Source organism: Kaarinaea lacus, from assembly GCF_975902315.1.
The window spans coordinates 1-7,981 of the sequence record NZ_CDLKIE010000377.1 but is presented as its reverse complement, the minus strand read 5'-3'; the positions used below and the strand labels follow the sequence as shown (position 1 = coordinate 7,981).

Annotated in this window: 5 protein-coding genes; 2 read left to right on the top strand and 3 right to left on the bottom strand. The window is 42.8% G+C overall.

From position 1 onward, the window contains the following. The first annotated feature begins 493 nt into the window (after window positions 1–493). Window positions 494–1,699 (top strand): diguanylate cyclase, encoded by a 1,206-nt coding sequence (locus ACWVCM_RS12190; RefSeq protein ID WP_455202028.1) that lies wholly within the window; start codon window positions 494–496, stop codon window positions 1,697–1,699. A gap of 30 nt (window positions 1,700–1,729) precedes the next feature. Here the strand turns inward: ACWVCM_RS12190 and ACWVCM_RS12185 are convergent, their stop codons facing one another. Together ACWVCM_RS12185 and ACWVCM_RS12180 are read right to left on the bottom strand one after the other, a co-directional pair. Then, window positions 1,730–4,297 (bottom strand): EAL domain-containing protein, encoded by a 2,568-nt coding sequence (locus ACWVCM_RS12185; protein ID WP_455202027.1) that lies wholly within the window; start codon window positions 4,295–4,297, stop codon window positions 1,730–1,732. A 586-nt stretch (window positions 4,298–4,883) separates the two neighbouring features. Continuing rightward, window positions 4,884–5,624: a Crp/Fnr family transcriptional regulator gene (locus tag ACWVCM_RS12180; protein ID WP_455202026.1), complete on the bottom strand. Its 741-nt coding sequence runs from the start codon at window positions 5,622–5,624 to the stop codon at window positions 4,884–4,886. 769 nt (window positions 5,625–6,393) lie between these two features. Here ACWVCM_RS12180 and ACWVCM_RS12175 point away from each other — a divergent pair. Next, window positions 6,394–7,641 (top strand): HD-GYP domain-containing protein, encoded by a 1,248-nt coding sequence (locus tag ACWVCM_RS12175; protein WP_455202025.1) that lies wholly within the window; start codon window positions 6,394–6,396, stop codon window positions 7,639–7,641. A 44-nt stretch (window positions 7,642–7,685) separates the two neighbouring features. On the opposite strand, the gene ACWVCM_RS12170 is transcribed toward ACWVCM_RS12175, so the two are convergent. Next, on the bottom strand, window positions 7,686–7,981 hold a 296-nt coding region (locus ACWVCM_RS12170; protein ID WP_455202024.1), incomplete at its 5' end, for an adenylate/guanylate cyclase domain-containing protein.

Below are 7,981 nucleotides of genomic sequence, written 5' to 3'. Positions count from 1 at the left end.
GTTGGGAAATGAACCGAAATATCGCATAAGAAATTTATTTTAGTTGAGATTAAGCTTTCCATAAGGTTTCAGGCGTAGCCTGAATCCTGTAGGTTTACACTGTAAGTTCTATCGCCTATGCGACTATTCTTATCGTCGATAGGCGATTTTTTTTGCCCTCATTTATTCTTTATCGTTATATCAATATCCGCTTCTATTCTTTTATAAAGATTTTTATTAATTGCCTGTTATTTGTACCAGACAGACCTGGGGACGTCGCTTCCAGGTGTCGCGGTTAGCGACTTAATTACACCTCCTGATCCACTCTGCGCCTTTTCGAGCCCTACTCAATAAAGGCATTTTTTATTGTAATTTCAGTAAATTATCGAGTCACACCAACGACATCAAAATCAGGAATATCGGCATTCAATAGTGTTCAATTCTGGCCGATAAGTAGTAGCAAGCTCTTGTTAAATTGACAGAAAACCAGACCTTCGAAAAGGATCGCGATGTTATGACGGACCCATCCTCCAACCTAGCTGAATCTGCGGCAAAGCCGACGATGTCCACCGCCATCAAACCAAAAGTCCTGGTGATTGATGACTCACGAATCGTTCACGCGGCGATTAAAAAAGCAATCAAGGAAGAATTCGAGGTCCTTGATGCTTATGACGGAGAAGAAGGCTGGAACATGTTACGCCAGGATAATGAAATCCAGGTGGTTATCACTGATCAGGGCATGCCGAAACTGGACGGTTTTGGATTGATCACGCGGATTCGCGAAAGTGCTGTCTCACGTCTTAATGAAATTCCTATCATTATGGTCACGGGTGCTGAAGAAGCGCAGGTTGAAATCCGCGAGAAAGCCCTGGACCTTGGCGCCACGGACTTTTTAACCAAGCCCTTTGAGAATACGATTATTCTGGCACGCGTACGCTCCTACATTAAGCTGGACCAAACAATACGTGACCTGGAAGAGTCAGAAGACGCCCTTATTGAACAGGCCATACTGGATACCTTAACCGGTGTTTACAACCACCGCTATTTGATGGAGCGCGGTGAGAAAGATATTTCATTCGCCAAACGACATCACGAAGAGCTTTCGATTTTTTGTCTTGATCTGGATAACTTCAGTGATTACATCCTGAACGTCGGACAGGAAGTCACCGAAAAATTACTCAAATGGGCTGCTGATTTGCTTAAACAGACCATGCGCAAGGAAGACACTATTGCGCGCATTGGTGAAAGTCGCTTTGCCATCATCGCCCCCACTGCCGAACATTTTGACGCTATCTCACTTTGCGAACGCATTAAGGAAACGTTTGCAAATACAGAGTTTGACAAGTCGGTGCTGGCCAATCCTGTAACAGTCAGCATCGGTGTTGCCAGCCTGAACCATGAGCAGGAAATGAACGCGTCAGATATTCTGGATGAGGCCGTGGATCGGGCCAAACAGGCGAAAATACTGGGAGGCAATCGCGTTATTGGCAGCAATCCGGATGAAATACGCGCCCGGCTGTACAACGAGGCGAGACAGCAAAAACTCAGTCTCGATACCATTGTAAAACTTTATCACAATGGTGAACTTGATCTGTTAATGCCTTACCTGAAACAAATTGCTACCAGCATTTATCCGCTCCTGGAACTGTGCAATGAAAAGATGCACTGGCACCTGGATACTGAAGTCAAAAAAATCAGCGGTAAAATCGCCAACAAATAAACCAGTGTCTTTATAACTATAAATGTGTTGTTAACCAGCTGCTTTGGCCGCTGCAGCGGAAACCAGCATTGCGTCAGAAGGACGGCTTATGTAATAGCCTTGCACGTAGTCAACACCACACTCTTTTAACAGCTTGAGTATTTCTGCATTCTCAACAAACTCCGCAACGGTTTGTTTCCCGACAGTATGTGCAATTTGTACAATGGAATGAATGATGGCCCGATCAACACCATCTTGCAGCATGCCCTGAATAAATATCCCATCTATCTTGATCAGATTAACAGGCAGGTATTTAAGATGTGAAAACGAACAAAAACCACTACCAAAATCGTCCAGCGCAAACTGGTAACCCAGATCCTGCAGGCTGGATATAAACCGGTTAGCCGCTTCCAGGTTGGCTATAGCTGAAGTTTCCGTAATCTCGAACAACAATGACTGCGGATTAACATCAAATTTTTGAACAAGATTGTGAATATAGGCACCCAGACTCTCATCCTCTAAGGTCTGACCCGACAAATTTATTGACAAGCATGTTTGCGCACCCTGATCCGGCTGGGAAGCCAACGCTTCAATGGCATGCCGTATTACCCAGTGGTCAATTGACGTCATCATATTAAAACGTTCCGCGGTAGGCAAAAATGCCTCAGGAGAAATCAGTTCGCCACGCGAATCCGGTAAACGCAATAACACCTCATAATGATGAATACCATCAACGCTGGGCTTACTTGCTACCTGCTGCCATAAGCGCCCATTTTCCTCGGGCAATTTAGTAATATCCAGGTTCTCCAGCGGTATGATGGGTTGAAAATGTAACTTAAACAAATTACGGTCTAACGCATCGTGCAACCTTTGCGACCATCCCAGCTCAATATCCATCGCAGCTTTCTGGTCGTTTTCGCTGGCAAATATGTGCGTCTGGTTACGCCCCTTACCTTTTGCAATGTAACAGGCAATATCCGCATTTGCTAACACTTCTCCGGAAGATTTGCTCTCTTTAGTAATATGAGCAACGCCAATACTGACATTTATCTTGTAAGTTTTTCCACCGAAATTAAACTGGTAGTTATCAAGTACTTCCCGGAATTTGTCTGCTGCTGCAAAAACAGAATCTGAATCAACATTTCTAATAATAATCGCAAATTCGTCACCACCAATACGCGCCAGGCTATCAGAGGCACGGAGCGTTGATAACAGTTGCTTTCCGACGGCAACAAGCAACTTGTCACCTGCATTATGTCCTGCCGTATCGTTTAGATATTTAAATCGATCCAGATCGAGATATAACAGACAACTGTTATTATCTGAGCCTTTTAATGCTTTCACTTCCTGTAGCAACAGTGATTCAAAATAACTTCGGTTTGGTAATTTGGTTAATGGATCATGGGTTGCTTGCCACTTGAGTTCCTCAAGTAGTAATTTACGTTCCGTAACGTCACGGAACGCGACAACAGAACCATGTAACTTGTTATCCAGATATAATGGATACACTGTACACTCAACGGGTATAGATTTACCGTCCGCATGCATAAAACTGGTTGCCCACGATGCCAGTTGATTACCTTCCTGATAGGTTTTCTGCAATTCGCAATTATCAAAAGTATTAGCACTACCATCTTCCAGGGAATGATGAAACAGCGTATGAGCCAATTGACCGATCAATACATCACTGTCGGTATATCCCAGAATGGACTTGGCTGCCGGGTTGATAAAGGTTATTTCACCCTGGCAATTAACACCATAAACCCCATCCCCAACGGAGCGCAGTATTCCTTCCAGACGTTTATGATCATTCTGAATATTGCGCATCGCGTTGATGGAGCGACTCATAGCATCAATACGCGCCAGAAATAATTCCTTGGCTTCATTCTTAAACATGCATTCCACGGCACCGGCACTCAAGGAACCAATAATCGCTTTGTCAGAATAAGTTCCGGTTATAATCGCAGTGGTGATACTTACGGTACGGGGATCGTCTCGCAGCATACGACATAACGTATCCCCAGTTCCATCTGGCATGTAATAATCAATGATGCCAATATCGTACTGGTTGGTTGTCGCTTTTTCCATGCCCTCTTCGACACAAGAGGCAGTATCGGTAATATATCCTGCCTGGGTTAACAGGCGTCGGTAAGTCGCGCGAACGGTAGGAGAGTCATCAACAAACAATACACGCATGGGTGCGTTGTCACTGGGAATTACTGGTTCCCAAACGGACGCCGTTGATTTTTTCTCGGTAAGAGAATCAATAGCATCAATTATTTCAGCGTAGTTTTCCCATAACACAAGACCGGTCTTGCTACGTTTCGTTACCCACGCCAGTTTCGCGTTATCCGCTTCGTGCGATAACACAACAACACCCAATTTGTGGTATTGGGGTTCTTCCAGCGTGGCGAATAATTCATCCGCGATATCGTCAGTCTTGGCGGGCCAGCCCAAACAAACCACATCGAATGCAGCATCGTGTTCCAGTCCGGCTATTTTAGTAAGCCCCTTGGAAAAACTCGGCAAATCAGTAACATCAAAACCTTTATTTTCCATGAGCTTTTTCGCGGCGTGACGCAGCGTCGCTGATGGTTCTATGAGGAGTACTTTCTTCACCAATTGATCCTGTATGCTACTAATATTATTACTATTTATTCTTTGCCTTTACACAATTCGTATAAATACATAATTGATTATCGGCCGCACAGACGGGAAATTAAGCAATCGTCCAGCTAATTTAAGCGAAATTTAAACCACAAGAGAAAACAGGTGAACTAGTGAAATGAGCAGAAATTCGATGAATAGGAACTATGATAAATACTGCGATAGGAACTGCCGAACCCGGGACTACAAGTACTGCTTTACCTTCCCTCAGAATTGATACAGTGCATCACCATAAGCAATTATGCTGATTCTCCCCGCACTGCCACCACCAATGTTCTAAACCAGACTTGTTTTCATCCCAACGTCCGGCAGCTTTACTACATCAAATCAATTGCTACAGTTTTTAACATCATATAGATAGAAACCTTCACAAACTGTGTAATCGAGTCTACCTCAAAATAACATGATTATAAATAAGAGAATTGCAGGCGACCAAGTAATTAGAACGAGTATAAATCTGTCAGCTGATTATTTTAGCAACCGATGAACAGAAAGAGTGGACAACTGGACCGCATTAACTCACCAGGACTAGCTCCAGTCAATGCTCAACATCAGCATTTTTTTCCGGGGACTTATCACTAACATAGTTAGACGGTTTAATACGTGATTCCGAAGAAGAATGTAATAATTCCTTATTACGAATAAAAATCATTCGTTGCTCAACTCGTATCATGCCCTGGCGTTTTAATTCACCTAATATAGTGGTTACCGATTGACGACTGGTACCAATCATATCCGCCATTTCCTGATGCGTTATCGGAATATCAATATGCACACCACCATCTACCGATTTACCATAGAGACCGCCCAATCGAGAAAGCAACTTAACGACACGCGAGGTCACATCACTTGAGGTAATATCCATCAGTACTTCACTGACTTCGCGCAAACGAAAACCTAAAGTTTGAACCACGGGCATTACAACTGCGGGATTGTCCGACATAAAATTTACAAAATCACTGCGCTTTATTACCATTAATTCGCCATGCCCGCACGCTTGCGCATTAACCTGGTGACTGGAAAACTTTAAAGACACCAAAGCTTCTGCAAACCCTATAAGTTCACCGTCACTGCAAAACCATAAAATCACCTCTTTCCCATCGGCGGTTAATTCGCAGATCTTAACGCGACCTTTTACCAGAATATAAACGTCGTCATTGTTACTACCCAAAGCGCCAATCATTTCATCATCGACAAACTCGCGTGCAATCGCCAGGTTTGTCAACTGGTGTTGTTGATCATTGTTAAGCTGGGACAAAAAATTTGCGTAATCAAGCATGCTCGTATCATCCTTTACGAGTGAGTTAAAACGATCCTTATTGCTTGCCTAGTAGTATTTGGCATAGATCCGGCATTGATGCACATGAACCCCGTTTACTTTGTAGTAATACATGCGTATCTCATCAATGGATCATTATTGTGTTGCAAAAGAGTAAGAAAATCACATCACTTTCATTAAGCGATGAATTATAAAAATCTATGTTACATAGCATTAATCTTTACATAGATTTTGTTTTATCAGGCATTTGCTTTTTTGATTAGAGCTACAGGGGTGGCAGTCATAAATTACGACAGTGATGCGGGAAGCATATAGATTCAGTGAAGGATTGAATGATTGTTTGTACAACGTAACGACATGACTTTAATTGGATATACCAATATGGGCTAACTCAAATTGAGTTTAAATTCAGGTTAGGACAGCTTATCAATGGTTGTTATATTGTTATCGTTTTGCTATCTAACACGGAGGAACTTTTCATTAAATCTTTGCTCATATTACCCGTTAATATTAAGACATAAATGGATTTGGCAATCGCGTTAAAAGGGTTAAAAAAAATAGCGAATATTCAATACTCGTTGTCTCAGCTAACAACTGATCTAGTACATTTTTTCACCCAATCTTGCCGTCTATAAATAACTCACAATTCCTTGTAATTATTGCCAATTGTGCGACCTGTTCTACTAAACATTTATATAGAAGTGCCGAAAACTTAGATATCCACTATTGTTTATTGATGAAAGACAAGTCTCAGGAGTAGCTGATCCATATGAAAGTAATGATCGACCCCAAACATCTACAAAAGGGTATGTATGTCGCGGAACTCGATCGCCCGTGGCTGGAGTCGCCCTTTTTATTCCAGGGGTTCAGAATTACCAATATTGATGAACTGGAACAGCTCGATAAGATTTGCGAGTACGTATTCGTAGATCCAGAAAAAAGCGCGATACCAATTCCCACCAATTTATCGGCTATACCAATGCGATCCAAGGTGAATCGCGTTAAGACATCATCCTACATCAAATCCGCTCCAAAGTTTGAAACAACTTTTGAGCAGGAGTACCCCAAGGCGCGGGAGATGTATGACATAACCAAGGACAACGTAACAAACATATTTGGAGACGTTCGACTAGGTCGCAGCCTTGATGTAGCAGAAGTAAAGTACACTGTAACGTCCATAGTGGACAGTATCGTACGACATCCAGATGCCATGATGTTACTGGCTACATTACAGGATAAGAGTAATCAAGCTGTTTCACATGCGGTAAATGTCTGCACCCTGGCGCTCACGTTTGGCAGATTCCTGGGATTCGAAAAAAAGGATTTAACTGAACTGGGTATGGGTGCATTGCTTCACGATATTGGTGAAACAAAAATCCCGAAAGAGATACTGGAAAATTTCAGTAATTGTAATAGTGAAGATATTAAAACTTTTCAGGATCACACTACTTTTGGTGCCGCGATTCTGCATAACACCAGAGGACTACCTGATTCGGTAGTCGCAATTGCTCGAGATCATCACGAACGCGCTAATGGTTCTGGTTACCCGCAAAGTCTTAGCTCTGAACAGCTGGATATCTTCACCATGATCGTGGCAATTGCAGATGTGTACGATAACGTCACCACGGGCATGTACGGTAAACCACCTGTGCCATGCACAGAGACATTAAAAAACATTTACGTGTGGCGTGAAGATTTATTTGATGCGCTATTGGTAGAGAAATTTATTCAGTGCCTGGGTATCTATCCCGTTGGTTCTGTTGTCGAATTAAATACTAGCGAAATTGGTATCGTCGTCACCAACAATCCGGAAACCAGACTCTTCCCTAAAGTATTACTGGTGCGCGATAAAGACAGACGCGCCATTGACCCACCAAAAATAATCAACCTCGATATATTCCGTACCGACGAGAACAAACACAAATACGAAATATCCCGCGTTGTTCAAGCGGAAGAGTATGGAATTGATCTGCGGAATTATATTTTACGCGAAATGCCGATACAGCCGGCACAATAACAATTAACTGATCGAAACAATCATCTGATCTATTGATTATTACTCTAGAAGTTACCTGACTTCTTGGTCGTTAAGCTGACAACGTTGTCGCCACTTTTTTGGTTTTCCAGGCGGGGAACTGCGCCATAAACATGGATGGGTTGTGATTTACCACGAATTGATTGTTGACCAAGATCCGCAAACCTGTCTTGCGCATCGCGATCCAGATTCCCATATACTTCACTGGAAATAATGATTTTATAATTGAGACGCTTGCTCAGCCCATCCAGGCGACTCGCGGTATTAACGGCATCACCGATAAACGTATATTCAAAGCGCTCTGAGGAACCAATTGTGCCCG

Coding starts and splice junctions, on each gene's coding strand:
- ACWVCM_RS12190 (WP_455202028.1), top strand. CDS start 494: ATGACGGACCCATCCTCCAACCTAGCTGAATCTGCGGCAAAGCCGACG.
- ACWVCM_RS12180 (WP_455202026.1), bottom strand. CDS start 5,624: ATGCTTGATTACGCAAATTTTTTGTCCCAGCTTAACAATGATCAACAA.
- ACWVCM_RS12175 (WP_455202025.1), top strand. CDS start 6,394: ATGAAAGTAATGATCGACCCCAAACATCTACAAAAGGGTATGTATGTC.